Consider the following 25,766-nt stretch of genomic DNA (forward strand, 5'->3'; position numbering starts at 1 on the left):
CACGTGGACCGGACCCTCGACGACTACCGCCGGGAGATCCAGCGCCGCGTCTTCGGCTGACCTGGACCGGTCTTCCAGATGTGTGCTACAAAACTTCCCGATGTTCGGTGCGATGTATCGCACTGAACCGATGCACTGAAGCATCGAGGGAGCGACGCATGTCCGTCACCGAACGCATGCCTCTGCCGCACACCGAGATCGGGCGACCGGCCCCGCGCCGGCGAAGACACGACTTCGCCCAGGCCATCTCTGTCGCGATGAACCCCTGACCTTCATCGAATCCTGCGTTCGATCAGCCCGTTGATCCATTGTGGATGAACGGGTGATCTCCCTGTGCCCAAAGGAGTTCCTCGATGTCATCCCGATTATCCCGGCTCGTCAGACTGTTCGCCGGCGCAGCGACGCTGACACTGGTCGCGGGTGCGACGGCAGGCACGTCGCAAGCCGCGGCGCAGGGTCCGTGCGACATCTACGCCGCGGGAAACACGCCCTGCGTGGCCGCGCACAGCACGACCCGCGCGTTGTACGGCTCGTACGCCGGTGCGCTGTACCAAATACGTCGTTCGTCGGACAACACCACGCGGGACATCGGCCCGCTCAGTGCCGGCGGGGTGGCCGACGCGGCGGCGCAGGATTCGTTCTGCGCCAACACGACCTGCCTCATCACGATCGTCTACGACCAGTCCCCCCGGCACAACCACCTCACCCAGGCACCGCCCGGCGGATTCCCCGGCCCGGCGCCGGGAGGCTACGACAACCTGGCGAACGCGACCGCGGCACCGATCATGGTCGGCGGGCACAAGGCGTACGGCGTGTTCGTCGCACCAGGAACCGGCTACCGCAACAACAACGCCACCGGCACGGCGACCGGTGACCAGCCAGAGGGCATGTACGCCATCTTCAACGGCACGCACTACAACGGCGGTTGCTGCTTCGACTACGGCAACGCCGAGCGCAACAGCCGGGACAACGGCAACGGCACGATGGAAGCCATCTACTTCGGCAACATCAAGGTCTGGGGCTACGGCACGGGCAACGGCCCCTGGGTGATGGCGGACCTCGAGAACGGGCTGTTCTCCGGCGTCAACGCCGGTTACAACGCCAACGACCCCACGGTGAGCCACCGGTTCCTGACCGCGATCATCAAGGGCGAGCCGAACCACTGGGCCATCCGCGCGGGCAACGCCCAGGCCGGTGCCCTCTCCACCTACTACGACGGCAAGCGCCCGAACGTCAACGGGTACAACCCGATGCGCAAGGAAGGCGCGATCATCCTCGGCACCGGCGGCGACAACAGCATCGGTTCCGCGGGCACGTTCTACGAGGGCGTCATGACCTCCGGCTACCCGTCCAACGCCACCGAGGACGCGGTGCAGGCCAACATCACCGCAGCCGGCTACAGCATCGGGGCCAGCACCGGCACCGGACCGCTGCACGCGAGCGGCGCGGGCAAGTGCCTCGACAGCGCGAGCTCCGGCACCCAGCTGCAGATCCGTTCCTGCACCGGCCAGGCCGGCCAGAACTGGACCCGCACCGCGGAGAACCAGCTGACCGTCACCGTCGGCGGCGCCACCCTGTGCCTGGACGCCAACGGCGCGGGCACCTCGGCGGGCACCAAGGTGATCACCTGGAACTGCAACGGCCAGGCGAACCAGCAGTGGCAGCTCAACCCGAACGGCACGGTCACCGGTGTCCAATCAGGACTTTGCCTGGACGTGACCGGTGCGTCCACGGCAGAAGGCGCTCTGGTCGAGCTGTGGACCTGCAACGGCGGCAGCAACCAGCAATGGGCGCTCGGGTAACCCACCTTCAACGACGAAATCGAGGGTTGCAATGTTCACCAGTCCACCCCTGCGACGGCGAGGAAGATCGGCACTCGCCGCTCTCACCGCCGCCGGACTCACCGCGGCCACCCTGACCACAGCACTCTCCACCCCTGCCAGCGCGGCGGCGAGCACACTCGGTGCCGCGGCGGCCCAGAGCGGCCGCTACTTCGGCGCCGCGATCTCCCAGAGCCATCTCGGCGACTCGGCGTACGTGAACACGTGGGGCACGGAGTTCAACAGCGTCACACCGGAAAACGAGATGAAATGGGACACCGTCGAGCCCAGCAGGAACCAGTTCAACTTCGGCCCGGCGGACCAGATCGTCAGCCAGGCGCGCAGCCGCGGCATGTCGGTCCGCGGCCACACCTTCGTCTGGTACCAGCAGATTCCCGGCTGGGTGAACGGCCTCAACGGCAACGACCTGCGCGCGGCGATCTCGAACCACATCAACCAGGTGGCCGGCCACTGGAAGGGCCAGATCTACGCCTGGGACGTGGTGAACGAGGCGTTCGAGGAGAACGGCACCCGGCGTCAGTGGTTCGTGCAGCAGCGGCTCGGCGACGGCTACATGGAGGACGCCTTCCGCACCGCCCGCGCCGCGGATCCGGCCGCCAAACTCTGCTACAACGACTACAACACCGACGGCATCAACGCGAAGAGCACCGGCATCTACAACATGGTGCGCGACTTCAAGTCCCGCGGCGTGCCCATCGACTGCGTCGGCTTCCAGAGTCACCTCGGCCAGGGCGCGAACCTGAGCAGCTACCAGGCGAACCTGCAACGATTCGCCGACCTCGGCGTCGACGTGCAGATCACGGAGCTCGACGTCGGCGGCTCCGGTTCCGCCCAGGCCGCGACGTACCGCGCGGTGACGCAGGCCTGCCTGGCGGTGGCCCGCTGCACCGGGATCACCCCGTGGGGCATCACGGACAAGTACTCCTGGCGGGCGGGCGACACCCCGTTGTTGTTCGACGGCAACTACAACAAGAAGCAGGCGTACACCGCGGTGCTCGACGCGCTGAACGGCGGCGGCGGTGGTGGCGGCAATGGCACGCTGCGCTCCGTCTCGGCCGGCAAGTGCCTCGACGTGCCGAACTCGTCGACCTCCCCTGGAACCCAGCTGCAGATCTGGGACTGCCACAGCGGATCGAACCAGCAGTGGACGCGCGCGGCGTCCGGTGAGATCTCGGTCTACACCGGCGACTCCAAGCGGTGCCTGGACACCTCCGGCACGGGCAACGGCGCGAACACGGTCATCGCGAACTGCAACGGCGGCAACAACCAGAAGTGGAACGCGGGCGGCAACGGCACGCTCACGAACGTCCAATCAGGACTGTGCCTCGACGTCAACGGCCGCGGGACCGCCAACGGCACCAAGGTGATCATCTGGTCCTGCAACGGCGGCACCAACCAGCAGTGGACCGGCCTGAACGACCCGGGCCCAGGACCCGGACCCGGTCCCCTGCCGTCGCGGTACTCGTGGAGCTCGACCCAGCAGCTGATCGCACCGAAGTCCGACGCCACCCACAACATCGCGGGCATCAAGGACCCGACCGTGGTGTACCACGACGGCAAGTGGCACGTCTTCGCCAGCGTGGCGAACGCGGCCGGCTACAACATGGTCTACCTGAGCTTCACCGACTGGGCGCAGGCGAGCGCGGCGCCGCACTTCTACCTCGACCGGTCGGGGATCGGCGCCGGCTACCGGGCGGCACCCGAGGTGTTCTACTTCGCGCCCCAGAACCTGTGGTACCTGGTCTACCAGGACGGCAACGCCGCGTACTCCACCAACCCGGACATCGACAACCCGGCAGGCTGGACCGCGCCGAAGCACTTCTACCAGGACATGCCGAAGATCATCAAGGACAACATCGGCAACGGCTACTGGGTCGACATGTGGGTCATCTGCGACGCCGTGAACTGCCACCTGTTCTCCTCTGACGACAACGGTCACCTGTACCGGTCGCAGACCGCGATCGGGAGCTTCCCGAACGGCATGAGCGAACCGGTCATCGCCGCGCAGGACTCGGACAGGTACAAGCTGTTCGAGGCGTCCAACGTGTACAAAGTGGACGGTTCGAACCAGTACGTGCTGATCGTCGAGGCGATCGGGTCGCAGGGCCGGTACTTCCGGTCCTGGACGTCGAGCAGCATCTCCGGCCCGTGGACGGCGCTGGCCGACACCGAGAGCTCGCCGCTCGCGGGCGCGGCCAACGTCGCGTTCCCCGCCGGTTCGTGGACGCGGGACATCAGTCACGGCGAGATGATCCGGTCCGGCCGCGACCAGACGCTGAGCATCAGCCCGTGCAACATGCGCTACCTGTACCAGGGACGCGATCCCAACTCCGGTGGCGACTACAACAGCCTGCCGTGGCGGCTGGGCCTGCTGACGCAAACCAACTCCCCCTGCTGACCGGCTAGGAGACGAACGTTGTCGAACTCATCAGACGAGGCTCAGCAGGTCCACCAGCGCATCATCCGCCGGCGCACGCTGCTCGGCGGCGGGCTCGCAGCACTGGCCGCTCCCGCGCTGGGCACACCCGCATCGGCCGAACCGGCACCGGCCCAGGCCGCGGCCGCCGCGGCCTGGCCCGACCCGCCCAACGGCTATCCCGAGTGGAACAACAACATCGGGATCTTCCAGGTCAACGCCCAGCCGCCGCACGCGACGTTCATGCCGTACGCCGACGTCACCCAGGCGCTGGCCGCGGACCGCACGAACTCCCCCTTCCGGCAGGACCTGACCGGTACCTGGAAGTTCAAGCACGTCAACAAACCCGCGGACCGCGACCTGAACTTCTGGCGGACCGACGTCGACGACAGCGGCTGGGCCACCATCCCGGTGCCGTCCAACTGGCAGCTGCACGGCTACGACAACCCGATCTACGTCAACGTCACCTATCCGTGGTGGGGCGGCAACGGCCAGAACGAGAACGCGCAACCGCCGTTCGCGCCGCAACGGGTCAACCCGGTCGGCCAGTACCGGACGACGTTCACACTTCCGCCCACGTGGCAGGGGCGTCGGGTCCACATCCACTTCGAGGGCGTCAAGTCCGGGTTCTACCTGTGGGTCAACGGCACCAAGGTCGGTTACCGCGAAGGTTCGTACACGCCTTCGGAGTTCGACATCACCGACAACGTCCGCGCGGGTTCGAACCTGATCGCGGTCGAGGTCTTCCGGTATCCGGACGGGGACTGGCTGGAGGACCAGGACATGATCCGGCTGTCCGGGATCTTCCGGCCGGTGTTCCTCTACTCACTGCCACCCGTGCACCTGCGCGACTTCACGATCACCACGCCGTTGCGGGACAACTACACCAACGCCGACCTCGGTGTCGCGGTGGTCCTGCGCAACAGCGGCGGGCAGCAGCCGGGCACGTTCTCCGTGGAAACCCAGCTGTACGACCAGAACCGGCAACCGGTGTGGCCGGAACCGTTGCGCACGCCGGTGAACTCGCCGTCGTCAGGGCAGGAGGCGACCGGGCGCGGTGCCAAAGCGGTGCAGGGGCCACGACTCTGGTCCGCAGAGCACCCGAACCTCTACACGGCGGTGCTGTCGTTGAAGGACCCGGCGGGCACGGTGATCCAGACCGTGTCGGCCAGGGTCGGCTTCCGCGAGTTCGCCCTCAAGAACGGCCTCATGCGGATCAACGGGCAGCCGGTGTCGTTGCGCGGCACCAACAGGCACGAGATGCACCCGGACCGCGGGGCGGCGCTGACCCGTGCGGACCTGGTCCGCGACATCACGGTGATGAAGCAGCTCAACATCAACTCGGTGCGCACGTCGCACTACCCGAACAACGCGGTGTGGTACGACCTCGCCGACGAGTACGGGCTGTACGTCGTGGACGAGGCCAACCTGGAGACCCACGGGATCCGCGACAACTACCCCGACTCGAAGGCGGACTGGGCCCCAGCCGTGCTGGACCGCGCCGCGCAGATGGTGCACCGGGACAAGAACCACCCCTCGGTGATCATGTGGTCGCTCGGCAACGAGGCCGGTGGTGGCAGCAACTTCGTCGCGATGCGCGACTGGATCCGCGCGGCCGACCCCACCCGGATGATCCAGTACGAGGGCGACAACCGGCCGCAGGTCAGCGACATCCGTTCGGCCATGTACGAAAGCCCCGCCGGGGTGGCGAACCGGGCGAGGGACACAGGCGACCGCCGCCCTTACGTGATGATCGAGTACTCCCACAGCATGGGCAACTCCACCGGCAACCTCAAGGAGTACTGGGACGTCATCCGGGCCAACCCGATCCTGCAGGGCGGCTGGATCTGGGACTTCGTCGACCAGGCCCTGACCTGGAAGTCCTCGACCGGCGCAACGTACCTGGCCTACGGCGGCGACTGGGGCGACAACCCGAACGACGGTGCCTTCAGCGGCGACGGCATCGTCACCCCGGACCGGCGGATCAGCGGGAAGGCCGTCGAGGTCAAGCAGGTCTACCAGGCGATCAACGTCGCGAGCGCCGGCGCCGCCGGGAGCGTTCAGATCACCAACGAGTACTTGTTCACCAACGTCAACGAGTTCGCCGGCACCTGGGCGTTGGTCGCCGACGGCACCGTTGTCCAAAGTGGAGAGTTGACGGCGGCGCAGCTCGACATCCCTCCGCTGTCGAGCAAGACCGTGCAGGTGCCGCTCCAGCGCCCGGCCGACCCTGCGCCGGGCGAGGAACACTTCCTGCAGCTGTCGTTCAGGCTGCGGGCGGCGACGCCGTGGGCGGAAGCCGGTTTCGAGGTGGCCAAACAACAACTGCCCGTCAACCTCAGCAGCCCGCCGGTCGTGCCGACGCCGGTCACGTCGGTGCCGGTGGTGACCGCCACCGAGGCCGGCGACCGCATCACCGTGACCGGCCAGGACTTCAGCGTGGTCATCGCGAAGGCGTCGGGTCTGATCACCTCCTACGACGCGATGGGCATGCGGCTGCTGAACTCCGGCGCGGTGCCCAACTTCTGGCGGGCACCGACGGACAACGACGTCGGCAACGGCCACCCGAACCGCAACGGCACGTGGCGCAACGCCGGCGCGAACCGCACGGTGAGCCGCGTCGTCCTCGACCGGCCGTCCGACCGCGCCGCCAGGATCACCGTCAGCGGCACCCTGCCGACCAGCACCGCGTCGACGTATTCGACGACGTACACGATCTACGGCAACGGCGAGATCAAGGTCGACAACACCCTGCACCCCGGATCGTCATCGCTGCCGTACATCCCCGAGGTCGGGACGATGCTGTTCGTGCCGGGTGAGCTCTCCCGGCTGCGCTACTACGGCCGTGGCCCGCAGGAGAACCAGTGGGACCGCAAGACCGGTTCCGACGTCGGCGTGTACTCGTCGACCGTCGCCGAGCAGTGGACCGGTTATCTCCGGCCGCAGGAGAACGGCAACAAGACCGACGTCCGCTGGGTCGCGCTGGTCAACGCCAACGGCCGCGGCCTGCTCGCGTACGCCGAACCGCTGCTGGAGGTGAACGCGTCCTACTTCACCCCGGAGGACCTCTCGAAGGGCACCCGGCACGACTACCAGCTGACCCGGCGGCAGGACGTCGTGCTGCGGCTGAACCTGCGGCAGACCGGCGTCGGCGGCAACGACAGCTGGGGCGCGCAACCCCTCGACACCTACAAGCTCTTCCCCAACCGGGACTACACCTACACCTACCGGCTGCGGCCTCTGCCCGACGTCGGTCAGGCGCTGGCGTTGTCCCGCAAGCCCGTCGGCACCGCGGGTGGCGGTAGCGGCCCGGTGCAGCCGGGCGTGGACTACCGGCTCGCCGCCCAGCACAGCAGCAAACTCCTCGACATCAACGGTGCCTCCACCGCGGCAGGCGCCCGTGCGATCCAGTGGACCGCCACGGGCGGGCAGAACCAGGTGTTCGACTTCCTCGACTCCGGCGGCGGCTACTACCGGATCAGGGCGCGGCACAGCGGTCTTGTGCTCCACGTCGCGAGCTCGAGCAGCGGCGCGGACATCACCCAGCAGACCGACACCGGCGCGACCTCCCAGCAGTGGCAGGTCGTCGACCAGGGTGCCGGGGTGGTCAGCCTCGTCAACCGGCAGAGCGGACTCGCCATGGACGTCTGGGAGTCCTCCACCGCCGACGGCGCCCGCATCTCGCAGTACGCCGCAGGCAGTGGTCTCAACCAACGCTTCCTGCTGCAGCGGCTCTAGAAACACGAGCCACAAGTTGCCGATCGTCTCGGGTTCGGAAGCCGGTCGTCTCGGCGCCCGCTCCGATCGTTTCGCTGTCCAGGACGGGCTGAACGGCGGCCCGGCGAACCGCCGTACTCCTCGTCGAAAGGCGCCGAACCCGAGAGGAAACCCAGATGCCGAACCAGAAGCAGCTCGTCCAGCGCGGTGTGGTGGTCGCGGTCCTGGCCGCGGCGGTGAGCGTCGGACTCGCCAGTGGTGCAAGCGCGGCGAGCCCCACCACGAGTACGAGCCTGGCCGCGGCTGCCCAGTGCAACGCGCAGCAGAAGCAGGCCGTGAACCAGGCCGCGAACAACGCGAAGAACCAGGCCGGCAAGGCACAGCGGGCGGCCAAGCGCGCGGACAACACGGCCAAGCGCGCTCAGCAGGCGGCGCAGAAAGCGCAGCAGAAGGCGAACACCGCCAAGCAGGCCGCCGAGGCGGCCGCGAAGAAGGCGCAGCAGACCAAGCAGCAGGCTGACGTCAACAAGGCCAACCAGGCTCAGCAGGCGGCCAACCAGGCAGCGGCTGCGGCGAACAAGGCCAAGCAGCAGGCGGCCGCGCAGGCGAAGCGTGCCGCGAACGCCAAGAAGGTCGCGGCCCAGTCCGCGACCAAGTCGAACCAGGCCGCCGCCGCAGCGCGCAAGTGCGCCGCGTGACGGTGGTTTGAGAGAGGAGCCCGGGCCGACGGCGGTCCCGGGCTCCTCTCAGTTGTTCGGCAGCAGCCCCGCGTCGTGAGCGACGATCGCGGCTTGAGTTCTGTTGGCACAGCCCAGTTTCGCGAGGATGCGGCTCACGTAGGTCTTGACCGTCCCCTCTCCCATGTAGAGCAGCCGGGCGGTCTCGGCGTTCGACGCGCCGACGCCGACCATGACGAGCACCTCGCGTTCGCGTTCGTTCAACGCGGCCACGAGCCGCTGTGCTTTGACCGCGCGTCCGTCCGTGGCCGTCAGGTGCGAGGCGATGAGGTCCTTGGTGATGCGGGGCGAGAGGATCGCACCACCGTGAGCCGCCGCCCGCACCGCGTGGATCAGCTCCTGCGGGCCGCTGTCCTTGAGGATGAACCCGGCGGCGCCCGCGCGCAGGGCTCGCGTGATGTACTCCTGTTCCCCGAACGTGGTCAGCATGACGACCTTGACCGCGGGCGCTCGTTCGGCGAGCTGCTCGGCGGCGGTCAGGCCGTCGGTGCCCGGCATGCGGATGTCCACGAGTGCGACGTCGACCGGTTGCGCACAGGCACGTTGCACCGCCTCTTCGCCGTCACCGGCCTCCGCGACGACCTCGATGTCGTCGGCGTGCCGCAGGACCAGCCGGACACCCTCGCGCAGCAGCTGCTCGTCGTCGGCCAGCATCACCCGGATCGGTTGCGCGGTCACGGCTTCGGCAGTCCGAACCGGGTCTTCTGCACGAGCAGATCTCGGTGGAAGCAGTAGCGCTCGATCATGGTGTTGTCGTCCTCCTGGTAGTAGCTGTAAGAACATTGGACGTTCGCGGGCCGCGCCGGTTCGACGCCGCGAGCCGCCAGCCGGGCGAGCGGGCTGTCCGGCCCGGTCGTCTCGGTGACCTGGTCGCGCGTGCTGCCGAGGGCGACGGTCTCGAACGGCAACTGCCCGGTCTCGCCGGGATAGCCGAACATCACGGTGTTGAAGGTGACGACGAGAATCGCCACCGCGCCGATCAGCCCGGTCGCGAGGATCGCGGACATGCCGGCGCGGGCGAGCTGGTCCTCTGGGCGTTCGGGACTGTCGCTGACCGGGACCGGAGCGGTCGCGGTGAGCGGAAGCGTTGCGGTGACCCGGAATCCGCGCGTCTGCCGAGGTCCGGCGTCGAAGCTGCCGCCGAGCAGCCGGACCCGTTCCTGCACGCCGGCCAGTCCGAGCCCGGTGCCCGGCACCGGTGCCGTCGTCGCGCCGCTGTCGAACACGCCGACGCGGACGCAGTCGCTCGCGTGCTCCACCACGACTTCGCCCTGTGCTCCCGGAGCGTGGCGGCAGACGTTGGTGAGGCCTTCGCGGACGATCCGGTGCACCGCCTGGCGGACCGGGCTCGCGACGCCGCTCAGGTCCGCACCCGTCCACACCAGCTCGATCTGGACACCGCCCGCCCTGGCCTGCCGCACCAGCTGGAAGACGTCCGCTTTGGTGCCGGTGGTGTCCGCGGGCTGGGTGCTGGCGGGTTCCGGCTGGCGGAGGATGCCCAGCGTCGCCCGCAGCTCGTCCATCGCGGTGCGCACGGTGCCCCTGATGAGCCTGGCCGGGTCGGTGATGTGCCGCGGAGTGGTCGCGTCGAGCTCGAGGCTGCCCGCGTACAGGGAGATGAGGCTGAGCCGGTGGCCGAGCAGGTCGTGCATCTCCTGCGCGATGCGGGTCCGTTCCTGCAGCCGCGCGGTGGACCCGGCGTACCTGGTCTGCTCGTGCAGGGCGCTGATGAGCTGTTCACGTTGCACGAGAAGGGTTTGCACGACGACCGGACCGACCACGCACACCAGCACCGAGACGCCGAAGTCGATGAACACCTCTTTCCACTGGTAGCCCGACCCGACCAGCCCGACCACCACCGGCACCAGCGCCGCCAAGACCAGCACGACGTTGCGCCGACGCTGCTGACGGACCCGCACCGCGACGCTGTAGGCCGCCACCGCCAGTGCGATGCCGGTCGCCGGATACCAGCCGAACAACGCCGCCGCAGCGAACACCGCGACCACGGGCAACCTGTGCCGCAACAGGGCGGGCACCAGCGCGGCACCCGCGATCACGGCTCCGACCGCCGGGTCGTCGCACGGCGCCGGCCCCCAGTCCACCGTCACGTACTGGGTCGCGGTGAACGTGACCGCCCCGACGAGCACCAGCAGCGCCAGCTCACGGCTCAGCGCCACGACCCGTGGGGAGAGCCGCGGCGCTGAAACGTGCTTTCCGCTCATACTCTGGTTCTACGTACCGGACGGCTCACCGGTTGACCGCTGCACCAGGGTGAGGCAGTAGGTCGTGGGCGGCTCCGCGTAGACGATCGACGCCACGTCCTCGCCGTCCGGGCACGCGGCGTCGTCCCCCGCCGACGCGAACACCTTGGTGACCTTGACCGTCTCCTCGCCCTTGCACTCCACCTTGATCCAGCTGTCCTCGTCGTCGGCGGGCCGGTAGCACACGCCCTCCGCGAGGTTGGGCAACAGACACAGCTTGCCGCTGCCCGCGTTCGGCACGACCTGCACGTAGTCGTCGTCACCCGCCGGGCAGCTGCTCGTGCCGTCGGCAAGCACCTTGCCCACCTTGAACTTCACGTCTGTGCCGCACCCCGCGCCCGTGACGTCCGCGTGGTCGCCGTTGCGGTTGGCCAACGCGACGCACTCCCCCGCCTTCGCCTGCGGCCCGCCGCTGAACTTCACGAAGACGAACCCCGCGGCGACGGCCACCACGACCGCCGCCAGCACGATGACCAGAACCGGTTTCCTCATGCCCGCCATCCCTTCACGCTGTCTGAAGATGACTACGGACGCAGCTCGCCACCCAGGTGGGAGCGCGTGCAGCGCAAGGCGAAGGTCTCTGCTCTCGTGGTGCGGCGCACCCGGATGGCGAGGCGGTCGAGACGATCGGCGACTTGCGCTTCCCTTCGTCTACTCCTTGGTCGCCACGACACCGATCGACGCACCACCGACGGCGACCAGGCCTGCCCCGGCCACGACACACCCGAGCACCAGGCCGATGACCGCATGCCGATCACCTCGACCGCCGCCGGGCGCACGACCTGGCGCCCGGTCAGCCAGGCGACGGCGAACTCACGCCGGCGTTCGGTTCCAGCGATCAGCCGAGTTGACCACGGCCATCGGGTTATTCGACCGAGCACTGCGCGCCGTTGAAGGTGAACGCCGCCGGCGCCGAGTGCGGGCCGCGGGCGTTGCCGTTGTAGCCGATCTGCACCGACCCGCCCGGTGGGATCTGCGGGTTGTAGTCGGCGTTGACCGCCGTGACGGTCGAGCCGGACTGGCGCGGTGAGGCGTTCCACATGTCGCGCACCGATTCGCCGTTGGAGAAGCTCCACCGCAACGTCCAGCCGTTGGTCGGCTGGGTGCCGGTGTTGCGCACGGTCACATTGGCCTGGAATCCGCCCTGCCACTGGCCCGTGACCTGGTAGACGACAGCGCAGGTCTTCGCGGCCGGTCGCGCGGTGGTCGTGGCCGGCGGGGTTTCGCGCGATGTCGCCGGCGGTGCGGGAGGAGGCATGGCCGGTGGCTGGGGTGAAGGAGGTTTGGCCGTGTCCGAGCCGTCGCAGGGTGGGCCCCACAGGCCGCGCTTGGCTGCCGAGGCCTCGGATTGGGCGTTGATCAGCGGGCCGCCGTCGACACCTTCCGGTTGCAACGCGCCCTGTTGCACGGCGAGGATCGCGTAGTCGGTGCCGTCCTCGAGTTCGAGGGTGATCTCGCCAGGGGTGAGGCCGGTGAACCGCACGGATCGCGCCAGCAGTGTCGACCTGGCGAAGTCGAGTGACGCCGCGGCCCAGCACGCCTTGGGTTCCGCCAGTGACGCGACCCGGACGCGGGAGCCGTCGGCCAGTTCGACCGTGCGCGCGTCGATCACGTCGCTCACGACCGTGATCACGTTCTGCGGCGGTACCACCTCGTTGATCAGTGAGGGTGGTTTCAGCGGTGTTCGGGAGGACGGTGGCGGCGCGGGTGGTGCGGCTGTGCACCCCGCGCAGAGCAGGGTCAACATCACCAACACGTGCTTGCGCGCCACCGTCACTCCTGAATGCTTCAACTCAACGAGATCTTGCTGTCCAGCGCTGGTTCGCACCGGAAGTCGCGTGGTACAGGCCGATTCTGGCTCCGTCCTCACGCGACTCGCCGACGACGTCGAGCAGCGCTCCGGTCGCGGCGTTCACGAACGTCCAGCTGTCGTCGCCGGTCGATGACAGCAGCCACCGGGCAGCGGGACTGTCGGACTTGGTCAGCGTCGCGTTACCGTCCACTGCCGCGATTCGCTGGCCGGTGGCGGTGTTCACCACGGCGAACTGGACGTCGCTGTCGTAGCCGCCCGTCTTGCGCTCCAGCCGCCACACCTGGTCGCGTGCGGCGGTGTCCGTCGTGCGCTGCACCAGCGAGGTTCCGGACGGGGCAAGGGACTTGTCGCTCTGCACACCGGTCAGCCGGTACTCGCCGTTCAACGCGGCCGAGCGGTTGAGGCCGCTGACACCCGACACGTCGAACGTGACGACCGACCGCGCGGGAACGGTGAGCGTTGCCTTGCGGTCCTTCACACGAACCGCGGCGCCCTTCGTCAGCGCACCGAACATGTCCGTGACGATCGGCCGCACGGAAGCGTTGGGGCGCACCGAGCCGAAGCCGGAGAGGTCCAGCGTCACCGACTGCGGCTGCTCGGACTGGTTGAGGTGCACCACGGTCTTCAGCTCGGTGTTGCGCACCGCCGCCACGTCCGACTTGGTGTTGACCTTGACCAGGCGGTCGCCGGGCTTCACGTAGTGGGTGAAGTTCCGCAGCGTGTGGAACTTGGAGTTGACGCGGGCCGGGCACGTCGCGAGCGTGTCCTGCGGGCCGCAGTTGAACGGGATCTGGACGACGCCCCAGTTCATCCCGTCCGGCGTCTCGCCGCCGGGCTTCATGTTGTCGTAGTCCTCGACCGCCTGCCACAACAGCCACGCGCGCGGTTCGAGCTCGCGCAGGTCGTCGATCACCCGTGCGGCGATGCCCAGGCCGGAGTCCATGGCGGTGAAGTCCTGCTTCGTCCCCCAGGAGCCGTCGACCTCGCTCATCCACAACGGCTTGTCCGCCGCCTTGGCGATGTCACGCGCGGACGTGCGGCGGTCCTGACCGTAAGTGTGCACGTTCAACTGGCCGAGCTGCTGACGCACGTCGGCCGGATAGCCCGCCCAGTCGTCCGCGAAGATCCCGGGGTTGGTCTCGTCCGGAGCGGACACGACGGCCTTCGACCGCTTGGCGCGCAACGCATCCGCCACCGCGGGCACGACCTTCGCCTGCAGCGCGGGGCTGATGTGAGCGCCCTCCTGGCGGCCACCGGTCGGGTTGCCGTCCGGGCCGAGCTTCGTGCTCCAGTACGGGGTGTTGGGCTCGTTGAACGGGTCGAGCGTCGAGAACTTGATGCCGTGTGAACGCTCGAGCTCCGCGGTCGCCTGCGTCAGGTACGCGGCGAAGTCCTTGATCCGGTCCTCGCGCAACTGGTCGGCGTTGGCGTCGAGCCCGCCGGACACGTAGCCGCTGACGGTCTGGAACCACGGCGGCGAGTTGCTGAACGCCTCCCACCTGGTGACGTCCGACTTGATCCGGTCGACCCACCACCGCTGGTTCGGGTCCGCCGAGGCGTCGAAGAACTTGGGATCGTTCGGTTTCCACCAGTCGGTGTCCGTGCGCTTCGTACCGGCCGGCGCCTTCCACCAGCCGGGGACGGCCGCACCCGCGCGCAGGTACTGCGGCACGTCCGGGGCGTTGCCGCCGCCGATGTTGTAGCGGGCGATGTTGAGGTTCAGTCCGTCCTCACCGAACAGCAGCTCCGCGAGCTGGTTGCGGATCTCGTCCGGGTATCCCCCGGTTGCGTTGGCGAACCAGACGAGGCTCGTACCCCAACCTTGGAACGGCTCTTGCTGATAGGTCGGATCCGGCCGCACGGTCACGGACTCCACGGCGGCAGTGGCAGGGACGCCGCTGGAGACCACTGTGGACAGCGTGAGCGCCGAAGCGGCGAGAAGGGCAGGGAATCTGGTCATCGGTTCTCCGTTGAACGGGCGATGTTCGCGCTAACATCTACCGAGGACCGCGTGGTGCGTCAAGGTCCTGCCGAGCGGTGGCGCGTCCGCTCGGCAGTCCCTCGTTGGAACGCTCACCCCCGAGGAGAGGCGGGCCCTGTGGCTCTCGACCCCGAGGAGGGTTATTTGAGCGAGCAGGTGGCGAAACGTTCCAGTCCTTGAGGCCGCTCACCGACGCGGCCGATGGCGATCGCGATCCTGTCGAGCGCGGAGGCCCGCTTGCCCGTCAACGGCCCGAGAATCGCGTTCTGCACGAAGTTCGGGCCGCCCTGACCGGCTGACGTGCGCAGCCGCTCGTTGGCCTCCGCCTGCTGCTTGTTGAGGTTCTGCAGCTCACGGTCCACTTCGGCCTTGGCCTTCGCGGGAACGTTCTGCAGCACCGGAACCGGGCACTCGATCGTCTTCCCCGACGCCGACGACCCGGTGCCGGAACCGGTTCCGGACGACGGCTTGGGCGAGGTGGCCGCCGGCGCGGGAACAGCCGGAGCCTGGCCGAGCCCGCAGGGAGCGAACCTCTCCAGGCCTTCCGGCTTCGCCGCGTTCCGGCCGATCGCGGTCTCGATGCGGTTCAGCGCCGCGACCCGCTTGTCCTTCAGCGGGCCGAGAATGGCGTTCTGCACGAAATTCGGCCCTCCTTCACCCGCGGAGGTGCGCAGCCTGTTGTTCGCCTCGGCGATCTGCTTGTCCAGATTGGCCAGTTCACGCTGGACCTCGGCCTGCGCCTGCGCGGGAACCGCGACACCGATGACCGGCTTGGGGCAGGCGATCGACTGACCAGCGCTGTTGTTCCCACCAGCGGCGAACGCGGCGATCGCGCCCCCGACCGTCAAGGTCGCGGCGACGGCGACTCCGGCAACGAGCACCCGCTTGCGTCGCTGTGGTTTTGCATGTGCTCTCGACATTTCGAACCCTCACGAATCAGTGGACGGATATGCCGGCACAGCGGGATACGGACCGGGACGGTCAAGGGTTCAACTACTTGTGAGCGTTCACAGCAAGTGCGATGCTGACTGTCTCGTACCGCAGACCGCACCTGCGCAGAAATTCGGGGATCGCCATGCCATCCGGGCACAGAGTCGTGCACGAACTGCTCCGCCTGAGAGTTCAGGGAGTCAACCTCAAGATCGCCGCGGTGCACCGCGGCGGCCCCACCGAGCCGATCGTGTTCCTGCACGGGTTCGGCACGAGCAAGGAGGACTACACCGACATCACGCAGCGGCACGACTTCGCCGGCCGCGCGTTCCTCGCCTTCGACCTGCCCGGTTGCGGCGCCACGGAATGCGCCGATCTCGGGGCGATCGACGTACCGTTCCTGGTGGACACCGCGCACGCGATGCTCGATCGGGCGGGCATCGGCCGGTACCACGTCGTCGGGCACTCCCTCGGCGGCCTCACGGCACTGCTGCTCGCCCACCGCGAGCCGGGCCGGGTGCTCAGCTTCGTCAACATCAAGGGCACGCTGGCCCCCGAGGACTGCGCGCCGACCCGGTTGTTGATGTCCCACCAGGATTCCGGCGACCTCTACAGCCGGTTCATCGAGAGCGTCCGCCGCGGCCACGGCTACTCGAGCGGTTTGTACGCCGCCAACCTGCCGCACAAGATCCGTCCGGGCGCGGTGCCCGGCATCATGCGGTCCGTGGTCGAGCTCGCCGACCACGGCGAGCTGCTGCACAAGTTCCTCGCACTCCCCATCCCGAAGATGTACCTCTACGGCGAGGAGTGCGCGTCACTGTCCTATCTGCCGTCGCTGGACGCGAACGGGGTGGAGCTCGCGGAGATCCCGCACAGCGGGCATCTGCCGATGTACTCCAACCCCGTCGCGACCTGGAAGCGGATCGCCGCGTTCTACGCCGGCGACGTCAGTCAGCGCATCCCCGCCGCGAGGCGGTGGTAGGCCGAGTTCCAGCGCAGGCGGTCGCCGAACTGGCCGGGCGTGGTCGCCGAGTCGATCAGCACCAGTTCGGTGGCCGCCATCGTGGCGAAGTCGTGCAGCGTCTCGGATCCGACTGCCTGGGTCAGCACGGTGTGGTGCGGTCCGCCCGCGGTGAGCCAGCACTCCGCCGACGTCGAGAGCGACGGCGCCGGCCGCCACACCGCGCGTGCGACGGGCAGGTTCGGCAGCGGCTCGTCCGGTCCGACGACCTCGATCTCGTTGGCCACCAACCGGAAGCGGTCACCGAGATCCGCGAGACCGATCACCACGCCGGGGCCGGGCGTCGCGTCGAACACCAGCCGCACCGGGTCCTCGCGGTCACCGATGCCGAGCGGGTGGACCTCGCACGACGGCACGTCGGACGCGATCGTCGGGCACACCTCCAGCATGTGCGCGCCCAGCACCTTCGGCTCACCCGGTCCGAAGTGGTAGGTGTAGTCCTCCATGAACGAGGTGCCGCGCCCGGTCCCCGTGCCCATCGCCTTCACGGCGGCGAGCAGGGCGGAGGTCTTCCAGTCGCCCTCGCCGCCGAAGCCGTAGCCGTCGGCCATCAGTCGTTGCACGGCAAGGCCCGGCAGCTGCCTCAGGCCGCCGAGGTCCTGGAAGTTCGTGGTGAACGCGCCGAAGCCGCCTTCGTCCAAAAAGGAGCGCAGGCCGATCTCGATGCGCGCGGCGTACCGCAGCGACGCGTGCCGGTCTCCCCCGCGCGCCAGTTCCGGTGCGAGGCGGTAGGTCTCGGCGTAGTCGGCGACGAGCAGGTCGATGTCGGAGTCCAGCACCGCGTCGACCTTGTCCACGAGGTCGTTGACGCCGTAGGTGTTCACCGAGACGCCGAACCGCAGCTCGGCCTCGACCTTGTCGCCCTCGGTCACCGCGACGTCGCGCATGTTGTCGCCGAACCGAGCGAGTTTCAACGACCGCAGGTGCGCCAGACCGGCCGCCGCGCGCGCCCAGCCGTCGATCCGGCCGGCCAGCTGCGGATCGCTCGCGTGGCCCGCGACCGTCTTGCGCGCCACGCCGATGCGCGTCTGCACGTAGGCGAACTCGCGGTCACCGTGCGCGGCCTGGTTGAGGTTCATGAAGTCCATGTCGATCGTGGACCACGGCAGCGCCTCGTTGAGCTGGGTGTGCAGGTGCAGCAGCGGTTTGCGCAGCAGATCGAGACCGGTGATCCACATCTTGGCCGGCGAGAACGTGTGCATCCACGCGATCACACCCACGCACGACGGGTCGTTGTTCGCCGTCTGCATGATCGAGCGGATCGCGGCCGCGTCGGTGAGCACCGGCTTCCACACGATCTCGGTGCTGATCTTGCCGGAGTCGGCGAGCATGCGCTGGATCTGCTGGGACTGCGCCGCCACCTGGTCGAGCGTCTCTGGGCCGTAGAGGTGCTGGCTGCCGGTGAGGAACCAGACCTGCGGCTTGCCCGCGAACGACATGTGCTCTCCTCGTGGGCTCACTGCCCGTAGACGTTCTGGTAGCGCTCGTAAAGCCGGTCGACGTCCTGCTGGTCGATGGCACTGGCCTTGCCCAGCTGGAGTGCGAAGTGGACGGTGCGTGCCACGTCCTCCAGCATCACGGCGGACTTCACCGCGGACTTCGCGGTCGGGCCGACCGTGAACGGGCCGTGGTTGCGCATCAGGACGGCTTTCGACCTGCTGTTCCTCAGCGTCTCCACGATGCCCTGGCCGATCGAGTCGTCACCGATCAACGCGAACGGGCCGACCGGGATCTCGCCGCCGAACTCGTCCGCGATCATCGTCAGCACGCACGGGATGGGTTCGCCGCGCGCCGCCCACGCTGTGGCGTAAGGGGAATGCGTGTGCACGACACCGTTCACATCGGGCATGTGCCGATACACGTACGCATGCGCCGCGGTGTCCGACGACGGTGCGAACTCGCCTTCCACGAGGTTGCCGTACAGGTCGGTCACCACCATCGCGTCGGGCCCGAGCTCGTCGTAGGACACCCCGGACGGCTTGATGACCATCAGGTCGTGGCCGGGAACCCGCGCGGAGACGTTGCCCGCGGTCCAGATCACCAGCTCGTACTTCGTCAGCTCGCGGTGCAGGTCGGCGACCGTGCGGCGCAGCTCTGCCGTGGCGGACATCAGTTCTTTCCCTCGAGTGCCTCACGGCGGAACTTGCGCAGCCGGCGCATGACATCGTTGCCACCCCGACCGAAGTGGTCGTGCAGCTCCTGGTACTCCAGGAAGAGCCGCTCGTAGGCGTCGACGTTCTCCGGGATGGGCGTGAAGACGTTGCGCTTGACGGAACCCATGGCTCCGGCCGCCTCGCGGATGTCCTCGTAGGCGCCCGCCGCGACGGCCGCGTGCATCGCGCTGCCGAGTGCCGGACCCTGCTCGGAACCGATGACGGACAACGGCAGGTCGGTGACGTCGGCGTAGATCTGCATCAGCAGCGGGTTCTTGATCAGGCCGCCCGCGATCACCAGCTCGGTCACCGGCACACCCGCGTCGGTGAACGTGTCCACGATGACCCGCGTGCCGAACGCCGTGGCTTCGAAGAGTGCGCGGTAGACGTCTTCCGCCTTCGTGGCCAGGGTTTGCCCGAGGACCACACCGGACAGTTCGTGGTCGACCAGCACGGACCTGTTGCCGCTGTGCCAGTCCAGCGCGATCAGGCCGTGCTCGCCGGGTACCTGTTCCGCCGCCAGCTCGGAAAGCAGCTCGTGCACGGAGAGTCCGCGTTCGGCGGCCTGCTCGTGGTAGGCGGCCGGCACCTGGTTCTTCACGTACCAGGCGAAGATGTCGCCGACGCCGGACTGGCCTGCCTCGTAACCCCACAGGCCCGGCACGATGCCGCCGTCGACCACGCCGCACATGCCGGGGACTTCCGCCAGGGCCTCGCCGCTCATCACGTGGCAGGTGGAGGTGCCCATGATCGCGACCATCTGGCCGGGTCCGACAGCTTGCGCGGCCGGTGCGGTGACGTGGGCGTCGACGTTGCCGACCGAGACCGCGATCCCCTGCGGCAGCCCGGTCCACTGCGCGGCTTCCGCCGTGAGCTCGCCGGCCTTGTCGCCGAGGGCGGACAGCGGGTGGTCGAGCTTGTCCTGGACGAACGTGCGGAACTCCGGGTTGAGCTCGGCGAGGAACTCCTCGCTCGGATATCCGCCGTCCTGGTGGATCCCCTTGTAGCCGGCCGTGCAGGCGTTGCGGGTGTACTCGCCGGTGAGCTGCCAGACGATCCAGTCGGCGGCCTCGACCCAGTGGGCCATCGCCGCGTAGACCTCCGGTGCCTCCTCCAGGACCTGCAGGCCCTTGGCGAACTCCCACTCCGAGGAGATGAGCCCGCCGTAGCGCGGGAGCCACGCTTCCTTGCGCTCGCGGGCGAGATCGTTGATGCGGTCGGCCTGCGGCTGGGCGGCGTGGTGGCGCCAGAGCTTGATGTAGGCGTGCGGGTTGTCCGCGAACTCCGGCAGCTCGCACAACGGCTTCCCGTCGGCCGTCACCGGAACCATGGTGCACGCCGTGAAGTCCGTGCCGATGCCGATCACGAGCTCCGGAGCGATCCCGGCGGCCTCGACGGCCTGCGGGACGGCGGTCCGCAGGACGTCGAGGCCGCAGGACGTCGAGGTAGTCGGCCGGCACCTGCAGCGCCCACTCCGGCGGCAGGGCCCGGCCCGTCACCGGCAGAACGCTGTCCACCACGCCGTGGCGGTAGTCGTGCACCGCGGTGCCGAGCTCGGCGCCGTCACGAACGCGCACAACCACCGCGCGCCCCGACAACGTGCCGAAGTCGACGCCCACCACACACGCGTCGGGATGGATCGTCTTGTCAGTCACGAGGTGAGTGTTATCGCTAACATTCCGCCCGTCAAGATGCTGACGTGAGGTCCTGAAAAGCCTTGATAGAACCGGTATGCGCACAAGAGTGAACGCACGACAAAGGACCCCGGTCGGCGGGTCGCCGACCAGGGTCCTCGAGGCACGACATCAGGCGGGCGGACCGACGCTCTTGCGCAGCACCAGCGTCGGCTCGATCGTCCGCCGGGGCTGCGCGGACTCGCCCTCGCTGACCTGCTCGAGCAGCAGGCTGAGCGTCTCGCGCGCCACTGCCGCGAAGTCCGGCCGGACCGTCGTCAGCGGCGGGATGAAGAACTCGGCCTCCGGCACGTCGTCGAACCCGACGACGCTCACGTCGTGCGGCACCCGGCGGCCGCGCTCGTACATCGCGCGCAGCACGCCCAGAGCGAGATGGTCGTTGGACGCGAACACCGCGGTGACCTCGGGCATCCTGGCCAGCATCTGCCCGGCCTTGTAACCGGCCGCGGCGCTCCAGTCGGCCGCCACCACCGGCGGCACCTCGGCGTTGTGGATCTCCAGCGCCCGCCGCCAGCCGTGCACGCGCCCGGCCGCGTCGAACCAGTCCGTGGGGCCCGAGACGTGCCACACCGTCGAGTGCCCGGCTTCCAGGAGATGCGTGGTGGCGTCGTACGCCCCGGCGCCCTGGTCGACCGTGACCAGCGGCGTCGGGCGGTCCGGGTCGCCGTCCACGGTGACCAGCGGCAGTTCGGCCGGGATGTCGGCCAGCGCGTCGGCCGCGGACGAGTTCGGCGCTATCACCACGATGCCGGCCACGCGCTGGTCGCGGTGGCGTTCCACGGCGGCTGCTATCGACTCGCGGTCCAGCACCTTCACCCTGCCGACGCTGACCGCGAACCCGGCCTCCCCCGCCGCCTCCTCGAAGGCGGACAACAAGGAGGCCGGGCCGTACAGCGTCGAGTTCTGCGCGACCACGCCGATCAGCTGCGTCTTGCCGGTGACCAGCGCACGAGCCGCCCTGTTCGGCCGGTAACCCAGCTCCTTGATGGCGGCGCGGACGCGCAGACGGGTCTGCTCGCGGACGTTCGGGTGGTCGTTGAGCACGCGCGAGACCGTCTGATGCGACACCCCGGCGAGGCGAGCGACGTCGGTCATCGCGGGGTCACGCGTGATCTTCTGGTCCACGGACGGTCTCCGATCCTTGGTCTAGACCGATGATGTTAGCGATAACACCTGTCAGCCCCGGCACTGCAGGCCCATTGTGACCGCTACTCGAGCCGGAACGTCGCACGTCGGCGCGCGTCGCGGTCATTCCCGGGCCTGCCGGCCACCAGTCTGCCCCGATCGTGAATGAGATAAGAATCTGCTCCAACATTCAACGAAATCGCCTTGCCGTCCGCCAGGCCGGGAACCCGCCGGAAGCTCGCCGCCCGGCCGTACGCGTCCGTGTCCTCGAACGGGTCGATGCGGACGACGTCACCGTCCACCCGCACGTACCGGTCGGGGAAGTTGACCGACTGCAGCGCGACGGTGCCGGAGCCGAGGAACCCCGGCACGAACCGGAACTGCGAGTCGGCCAGCTCGCGGACGTTGCCGTCGACCCGCAGCCGGTACTCGTAGTGCCGCACGAACAACCCGTCCAGCGTGGACAGCCGCGTGATCGGACCGCCCTTGCCGACCGGAACACCGAACGAAGGCGTGCCGTCGTCGTTCCAGTGCAACCGCTGCACGCGGGTGTGCCGGTTCGGGTCGAACAGCGGGTCGCCGTTGATGTCGCGGTAGTCGCGGGCGTGGTAGACCAGCACGTCCATGTCGCCGACCGTGGTGAACGAGTTGTGCCCCGGCCCGTACTGGCCGGTCGCCTCGTTCGTCGTGAAGATCGGCTGAGCGGACTTGGTCCACGACCGCGCGTCGAGCAGGTTCGCGTTCTCGTCGGCGGTCAGCAGGCCCATGCAGTAGCGGGCGTCGGTGGCGCTCGCGGAGAACGTGACGAACACCCGGCCGTTGCGGATCAGCACCGCCGGCCCCTCGTTCACCCGGAACCCCTGCACCTCCCACGACGCCGTGGGCGTCGCGATGCGGACCGGCGTCGTCTTCAACGCCAGCGGCGAGGCCATCTCGGCGAGGTAGAGGTTGGTGCCGGACCCGACGGCCGGATCGTTCTGCGCCCACAGGAAGTACCGCTTCCCGCGGTGCGCGAACGTGGTCGCGTCCAGTGTGAACGTGTCCAGGTGCGTGACGATCTGACCGCGCAACACCCAGCCGCCCTCACGCGGGTCGGCGTTGGGCGACTCCAGCACGTAGGTGCGGATGCGGAACGGTTCGTCCTTGTCCCCGGCGGCGAAGTAGACGTACCACTTGCCGTCGATGCGGTGCAGCTCCGGCGCCCAGATGTAGCCGCCCATCTTGCCGGACGCCGGCCGGCGCCAGATCGTCCGTTCCCGCGCCGCCGTCAGACCGTCCAGAGTGGACGCGCCACGAATGACGATCCGGTCGTACTCCGGCACGGACCCGGTCAGGTAGTACATGCCGTCGGTCGGCGGCGTGATGAACGGGTCGGCGCGCTGCTCGACCAGCGGGCTGCGGGTCGGCAACTCGGCAGCATGTTCGGCAGCGGCGGCCGAGACAGCGGCCGAGCCCGCCAGCGAAAGCGTGCCGGTGGCGGCGAGGACACCGCCCGTGCCCAGCAGCAGGGATCTGCGGTCGATCACTTGCGGCTCCTGTCCTTGACGCGGAAGACCGTGACGGAGTTCGGCGGGAACGTGTAGGTGAAGGCGGTGCGCACGCTCACCTGGCTCGTGCGCGGCTTGATCGGCTGGGCGAACTCGGTGTTCACGTCATCGGGACGCCCCTGCAGGGTCGTGACCCGCGCGGTCGAGGCCACAGGCATGCCGAGGTCGATCGAGGTGCGGGCGGCGTTGTCCTGGGCGTTGACGACCTTGACGATCAGCTCGCCGGTCGCCAGATCGCGGGTGACCACCTGTCGAAACGGTTCGACGCGCGAGTCGTCGTTGAACTCGCCCCACTTCTGGCCGTCCAGGAACAGCGAGACCTTGCGGCCTGTCTCTTATACACTCGACCCGCACGTCGTAGGTGCGGCCCGTTTCGATGCTGGTGTTGTTGGTGATCAGCGTGCTCTTGGCACCTCCGACGGCCTTCTCCACCGCGGACTGGGTGTTGTTCCAGCCGCCGAGGTTCCACCAGTAGTAGTTGCCGGTGTCCTGGACGCCGAACGCGACGAGGAAACCCTCGCGCCCGGACTGCTTGGTGGCCTTCAGGTTCAGCGTGTAGTCGCGCCAGTTCTTGTCGCCCGCGGTGACCAGGGTGTTCTCCGCAGCCGCGTCGGACTGGACATAGGCGCCGTTCACGACGTTCCAGGCACCCTTGCCGCTCTTGGTCCACTGCGCATCGGTGCCGGAGAAGTCGTCGCCGAACAACTGCTGCCCGGCCGCGTTGGTGACGCGAACATCGTCGTAGGCAGCGGCGGTCGCCCACGTCGACAGCCCGATCGCTCCCGTGATCGGTGACTGGGTGGACGGCGTGGCGGACGCGGTGCTCGGCACGACCTCGTCGCCCACGTTGTTCATGAACAGCTTCTGGGTCTCGTAGCTCGCCGAGCCCCACGAGGCGTGGTTGTTGAACCAGATCATGTCCGGCTTCCACTGCACGTAGTCCTCATTGGACAGCAGCGGCGCGTACGAGGCGAGCTTGACGACATCGGCGTTGCGTTCGAGGCCGGTCATGTAAGCGGCTTCGCTCAACGCGTTGAAGTACTTGTTGTCCAGGGAGGCGTACTCGCCGAGGAACACCTTCGGGCCGTTGCGGTCGTAGGAGTCGTAACGGTTGTTGTTCTCCAGGAACCACGACGGGCTGTTGTAGTAGTGCTCGTCGACCATCTTCACGCCGGCCTGCTTGTTGAGCTGCCACAGCCGGTCGAACGTGGCGCCGGTGTCGTCGGGGCCGGAGTTGCCCACGACCGTGATGTCCGGGTACTTGGCGTTGATCGCCTTGCGGAACTCGGTGAAGCGGGCGAAGTACTCGTCCGGCAGGTTCTCCTCGTTGCCGACCGAGAGGTGGGTGAGCTTGAACGGCTTGGGGTGCCCCATCTCGGCGCGCTTGCGGCCCCACGTGGAGTCGGCGGGCCCGTTGGCGAACTCGATCAGGTCGAGCGTGTCCTGGATGTGCCGCTGCAGCAACGCGGGGTCGTTCGTGGCGCGGTTCTGACCGCAGCCGGTGACCAGCGCGGGCACCACGGGCAACGGCATCGCGCCGACGTCCTCGGAGAACTGGAAGTACTCGTAGTAGCCGAGCCCGTAGGACTGGTTGTAGCCCCAGAAGTTCCAGTTCGTGGCGCGCTGCTCGACCGGCCCGATCGTGTCCTTCCACTGGTACGAACGGCGGCGCTCGTACGCCGGACCGTCGTAGCCGTAGTGGCTGCCGGTGTTGACCAGGCAACCGCCGGGGAACCGCACGAAGCCGGGCTTGAGCGCGGCGATCTTCTCGGCGAGGTCGCGGCGCAGGCCGTGTCCCTTGAACGTGTCCTGCGGCAGCAACGAGATCATGTCCAGCCGCAGCGTCCCGGTGCCGCCGCCGGTGACCAGCAGCCGGCCGGTCGTCGTCGACTTCCTGGCGCGGACGGTGCCGGAGTAGCGGGTCCAGCCGTCGCCGCGCACCTGGAGCTTCACCGCATCACCCAATGGGTTGCCCGCCGGGTCGGTGATCGTGGCGGTCAGCGCGGTGGCGGCCTGGTCGGTGCGGGCCCAGACCGAGAAGTCGTAGCGCTGGCCCTCCTGCACCGCGATGCCGGAGTTGTAACCCGAGTTGATGACGCCCGCGGGCAGGCCGAGCTTGAGGTAGCGGCGGTTGCGCTCGTTCATCCGGCCGCCGTCGTCGATCACGTCTACGGTGCCGCTGTGCGGTGCCCACGAGGTCAGGCCGTTGTACGACGCGTTGTCGGCCTTGTCGTACTCGAACGAGCGGTTCTGCACGAGCTCGGCGTAGAGGCCACCGTCGGCGGCGCGGTTGATGTCCTCGAAGAAGACGCCGTACATCGTGTCGTCGATCGACGCGCCCTTCTTCGTGGCGTCGACCTTGAGCGTGTAGTCGGTCTCGGCCGCCGCTCCCGAACCGGGGACGGCGGCCAGCAGGGAGGCCGCGAGCGCGGCGGACAGCAGAACGTGCCTGGGGGACATTCGTTGGCTCCGGGGCTGTTCGTGGGGCGTTCGCTGCAATAGTGAGCGCTAACATACGATCGCCTTCAGA

General features: G+C 68.4%; 19 protein-coding genes. 6 read left to right on the forward strand and 13 right to left on the reverse strand.

Annotation, left to right across the window (positions count from 1 at the left end; translation table 11 throughout):
• Positions 1 to 353 precede the first annotated feature (353 nt).
• The 4 genes from UK23_RS04445 to UK23_RS04460 all read left to right on the forward strand — a co-directional run bounded on the left by UK23_RS04445 (position 354) and on the right by UK23_RS04460 (position 8,672).
• Positions 354 to 1,802: an arabinofuranosidase catalytic domain-containing protein gene (locus UK23_RS04445; RefSeq protein WP_082114402.1), complete on the forward strand. Its 1,449-nt coding sequence runs from the start codon at positions 354 to 356 to the stop codon at positions 1,800 to 1,802.
• 31 nt (positions 1,803 to 1,833) lie between these two features.
• A complete protein-coding gene (locus UK23_RS04450) occupies positions 1,834 to 4,239 on the forward strand; it encodes a non-reducing end alpha-L-arabinofuranosidase family hydrolase (protein ID WP_045310064.1) in 2,406 nt (801 codons plus the stop codon).
• A gap of 18 nt (positions 4,240 to 4,257) precedes the next feature.
• Positions 4,258 to 7,995, forward strand: a complete 3,738-nt coding sequence (locus UK23_RS04455; RefSeq protein ID WP_045310065.1) for a glycoside hydrolase family 2 TIM barrel-domain containing protein — start codon at positions 4,258 to 4,260, stop codon at positions 7,993 to 7,995.
• Positions 7,996 to 8,150: 155 nt separating this feature from the next.
• Positions 8,151 to 8,672, forward strand: a complete 522-nt coding sequence (locus UK23_RS04460) for a hypothetical protein (RefSeq protein WP_052684350.1) — start codon at positions 8,151 to 8,153, stop codon at positions 8,670 to 8,672.
• A 48-nt stretch (positions 8,673 to 8,720) separates the two neighbouring features.
• Here the strand turns inward: UK23_RS04460 and UK23_RS04465 are convergent, their stop codons facing one another.
• From UK23_RS04465 to UK23_RS04490, 6 genes are all read right to left on the reverse strand, one after another.
• Complete coding sequence (locus UK23_RS04465) at positions 8,721 to 9,389, reverse strand: response regulator transcription factor (protein ID WP_330769853.1); 669 nt, start codon at positions 9,387 to 9,389, stop codon at positions 8,721 to 8,723.
• Positions 9,386 to 10,933 (reverse strand): sensor histidine kinase, encoded by a 1,548-nt coding sequence (locus UK23_RS04470; protein ID WP_156212767.1) that lies wholly within the window; start codon positions 10,931 to 10,933, stop codon positions 9,386 to 9,388. Before UK23_RS04470 ends, UK23_RS04465 begins: the two co-directional genes overlap by 4 nt.
• 9 nt (positions 10,934 to 10,942) lie before the next feature.
• On the reverse strand, positions 10,943 to 11,464 hold the full coding sequence (locus UK23_RS04475; RefSeq protein WP_156212769.1) for an LppU/SCO3897 family protein: 522 nt from the start codon (positions 11,462 to 11,464) through the stop codon (positions 10,943 to 10,945).
• Positions 11,465 to 11,837: 373 nt separating this feature from the next.
• On the reverse strand, positions 11,838 to 12,743 hold the full coding sequence (locus UK23_RS04480; protein ID WP_156212771.1) for a cellulose binding domain-containing protein: 906 nt from the start codon (positions 12,741 to 12,743) through the stop codon (positions 11,838 to 11,840).
• A gap of 22 nt (positions 12,744 to 12,765) precedes the next feature.
• A complete protein-coding gene (locus tag UK23_RS04485; protein WP_082114403.1) occupies positions 12,766 to 14,745 on the reverse strand; it encodes an RICIN domain-containing protein in 1,980 nt (659 codons plus the stop codon).
• A 161-nt stretch (positions 14,746 to 14,906) separates the two neighbouring features.
• Entirely contained in the window at positions 14,907 to 15,686 is a 780-nt protein-coding gene (locus UK23_RS04490) for a hypothetical protein (protein ID WP_045310068.1), read from the reverse strand.
• Between the two features lie 176 nt (positions 15,687 to 15,862).
• Between UK23_RS04490 and UK23_RS04495 the strand changes: the two genes are divergently transcribed.
• Positions 15,863 to 16,678 (forward strand): alpha/beta fold hydrolase, encoded by an 816-nt coding sequence (locus UK23_RS04495; protein ID WP_196777603.1) that lies wholly within the window; start codon positions 15,863 to 15,865, stop codon positions 16,676 to 16,678.
• Here the strand turns inward: UK23_RS04495 and araA are convergent.
• The 3 genes from araA to araB are packed head-to-tail and all read right to left on the reverse strand — an operon-like array spanning position 16,648 to position 20,290.
• Positions 16,648 to 18,156, reverse strand: a complete 1,509-nt coding sequence (gene araA / locus UK23_RS04500) for an L-arabinose isomerase (protein WP_045310070.1) — start codon at positions 18,154 to 18,156, stop codon at positions 16,648 to 16,650. The two genes, UK23_RS04495 and araA, sit on opposite strands and share 31 nt — an antisense overlap.
• Before the next feature lie 17 nt (positions 18,157 to 18,173).
• On the reverse strand, positions 18,174 to 18,827 hold the full coding sequence (locus tag UK23_RS04505) for an L-ribulose-5-phosphate 4-epimerase (RefSeq protein ID WP_045310071.1): 654 nt from the start codon (positions 18,825 to 18,827) through the stop codon (positions 18,174 to 18,176).
• Entirely contained in the window at positions 18,827 to 20,290 is a 1,464-nt protein-coding gene (gene araB / locus UK23_RS04510; RefSeq protein ID WP_419503865.1) for a ribulokinase, read from the reverse strand. The genes UK23_RS04505 and araB overlap by 1 nt, the downstream gene beginning before the upstream one ends.
• Here araB and UK23_RS54920 point away from each other — a divergent pair.
• Positions 20,211 to 20,573 (forward strand): hypothetical protein, encoded by a 363-nt coding sequence (locus UK23_RS54920; protein WP_419503864.1) that lies wholly within the window; start codon positions 20,211 to 20,213, stop codon positions 20,571 to 20,573. The genes araB and UK23_RS54920 overlap by 80 nt on opposite strands.
• A gap of 102 nt (positions 20,574 to 20,675) precedes the next feature.
• Here UK23_RS54920 and UK23_RS04515 read toward each other — a convergent pair whose 3' ends face one another.
• From UK23_RS04515 to UK23_RS04525, 4 genes are all read right to left on the reverse strand, one after another.
• Positions 20,676 to 21,689 carry a LacI family DNA-binding transcriptional regulator gene (locus UK23_RS04515; RefSeq protein WP_231114369.1) on the reverse strand — a complete coding sequence of 338 codons (1,014 nt, stop codon included), beginning with the start codon at positions 21,687 to 21,689 and terminating at the stop codon, positions 20,676 to 20,678.
• Between the two features lie 83 nt (positions 21,690 to 21,772).
• Positions 21,773 to 23,215: a family 43 glycosylhydrolase gene (locus UK23_RS04520; RefSeq protein WP_045310072.1), complete on the reverse strand. Its 1,443-nt coding sequence runs from the start codon at positions 23,213 to 23,215 to the stop codon at positions 21,773 to 21,775.
• Entirely contained in the window at positions 23,212 to 23,340 is a 129-nt protein-coding gene (locus UK23_RS54770; RefSeq protein WP_330769854.1) for a hypothetical protein, read from the reverse strand. Before UK23_RS54770 ends, UK23_RS04520 begins: the two co-directional genes overlap by 4 nt.
• 1 nt (position 23,341) lies before the next feature.
• Complete coding sequence (locus UK23_RS04525; RefSeq protein WP_231114370.1) at positions 23,342 to 25,696, reverse strand: alpha-L-arabinofuranosidase C-terminal domain-containing protein; 2,355 nt, start codon at positions 25,694 to 25,696, stop codon at positions 23,342 to 23,344.
• Positions 25,697 to 25,766: the final 70 nt, after the last annotated feature.

The organism is Lentzea aerocolonigenes (assembly GCF_000955955.1).
GTDB lineage: Bacteria > Actinomycetota > Actinomycetes > Mycobacteriales > Pseudonocardiaceae > Lentzea > Lentzea aerocolonigenes_A.